The following is a 2212-nucleotide window of genomic DNA, read 5'->3' as shown; positions in this document are numbered from 1 at the left end:
CACAATGACATAAAAAGAACGATTGAAAATCTCCAGAAAGCACAAATTGAACTTTGCCACAGAGGCATGAACCACAATGTTGATTCTTCACAAAAGCTCCTTATGTTCGATTACACATAACGCCCAATTAAGGGGTGAACAACGCCTCCACCCAAACCTAAAGTATTGTGCCATAAACACTAAAACTGAAGTAGAAGCAAAAGTGCCAAGCGTTGTGAATCCCTCTTAAATTGCTTGTTAGGCAAATTACTCAAATAGTGCTGGATCGTGATGCTGACCGTTAATCATAAACGCCACACCTTTGGGTGTAATCTGCCACGCTGATAAACCAGATTTCACTGTATTGGTTCTTGCAATCCAACCGCCTTTTTCCAAATTCAGTAACTTTAATTCTAATTCCATCGTTGAATACTGATTATGATGTTGAGAAAGTTCGCTTGTTAGCATAGGGACACCAGACTCATAAGCATCGTGCAACAGATAGAACATAAAATAGATATCATCTTTATCTGGCTCTCTAGAATGGCACTCAAAATCAACATTTTGTAAACTAGTACTATTCAGGTACTGCCCTAGGATTTCGGCAACTTCTACTACCAATTCCATTGTTGATCCGACAAAAAACTCTCTTTTATTTGTTACTCGTCTAGATTTTAGCGCGTCATGGATTGCAGCCTCCGCAGCTCTTGCATCAGACACATTAAAAATCGCTGTCGGAATAAATGGAGAAGGAACACCGGTAGTATTAAGCTGCCTCAGGCGTTCATTGATACCACATGTCGTATACCCAATTTTCACTAAATTTGGCATTGACTCATTTTCTAGGAAATAAACAATTCCAGATGTAGTCATAGTTTGCTCCATTTGCCTAACGCCCGCTTAAGTGGTGAGCAACGCAATACAATGTTTCTGCACACCACCTTAATCACTAAATTCACCGCAAACCACAAATGCCACGCGTTGCGAATCCGTCTTAAAGCGTTTGTTAACACGCATTACTTTCGGTTTTTATAACATTCTAGGGCTGATTCTAACCAACCCTTTTGTTCTGTTATATTTTTTACTACCCAAGTCACAAAGGCTTCTGAATAACGATGAATATCAGTGAAGTTGTGATGTGTAGAATTATTATCCTGTTTAATTTTATGTTTATAGCAAATGGCTTGAAAGGAATGTCGATTTATTTTTTTACTACCCAAGATAGAATTAATTTTATTAATTGCCTCATTAGTCGTATGAGGATGTGTCGTGTTTAAATCTTTCGCTTGAGTGATAATAACGGCTTGCTGGCCATTGTAACCAACGCTAAGTGTAAGGTCTGCATTACTAGGATTCTTTGTTAACGCTAGTTTATATTCGATTGATATTGAGTATTTGTCAGAATTAATTTCCTTTGCATTAGTCTCAAACTGCTTAAGGAAACTAGCCACTTCTGAAGCTGTAATGTCACCGTAACACTCTTTGATTACGCCGATCTCTGGCTCTGGCCCATCAAGAACAAGGCTTAACATACCAACACTTTGTCCTGCTAGTGGGGAGTTACCCATTTGGTTACGATACCGCTCTTGGTAATTAAGTACGTTTGCTTGAAAAAGCCTTGACAGCTGTGGTTGCAATTCGGGTATAAGTAAATGCGTAGCCTGATCTCGTAGTTGAATTAGCGTTTCAATATTCAACCTTACCGGATCATTATTTTGTAACCTTAGAGGTAAAGCGTCGCTAATGGAGATACTTCTACCATTTTTATAAAATACTTTTTCTGAACCTAAAGCATCTAATATTTCTGCTTTTAAAAATAGTTCCCAAGCATTTACCATCATAATAGTAAATGCCTCTACACGGTTGCTCAAACTCGGTCGGTTGTAAACTTCAAGAGCTAAAATGAATGCATCAAGACTGCGTTTAATGAGTTTCTGATACATTTTTTCGTTGGGCGTGAGCTTGCGAGCTGAAGTACTTTGCGACATCAAACGAATAAAATCATCATTTGATACTTGGGACAATCCTTCTGAAACCCAACCACCTTTATCCGACTTAAAGATATAAGTACCATTTAATTTTTCACTAATATATTTCCCGACACTTTTGGGATTATATCCCGTAGCATCAGCAGCTTGCTGAAAAGTAAAACTTGCTGATTTATTTTCTCGTTCACGGAAGAACTCCAATAGCAAGATTCTCTTGTCTTGTCTAACCATATACTTGAACTCTC

General features: G+C 38.2%; 2 protein-coding genes. Both read right to left on the bottom strand.

Features of this window, described 5'->3' with window-relative positions:
• Positions 1–246: 246 nt before the first annotated feature.
• Positions 247–852, bottom strand: coding sequence for a GIY-YIG nuclease family protein (locus tag AACU59_RS04390; protein WP_161437542.1), 606 nt, complete (start codon positions 850–852; stop codon positions 247–249).
• Positions 853–995: 143 nt separating this feature from the next.
• Positions 996–2212 (bottom strand): DUF3644 domain-containing protein (locus tag AACU59_RS04385; RefSeq protein ID WP_237666560.1); only part of this gene is annotated, 1217 nt, incomplete at its 5' end.

It is taken from the genome of Vibrio sp. V23_P3S9T160 (genome assembly GCF_963886625.1).
Lineage (GTDB): Bacteria > Pseudomonadota > Gammaproteobacteria > Enterobacterales > Vibrionaceae > Vibrio > Vibrio anguillarum.
Note: the sequence above shows the minus strand (reverse complement) of the source record. Positions and strands in the feature narration are given on the sequence as shown.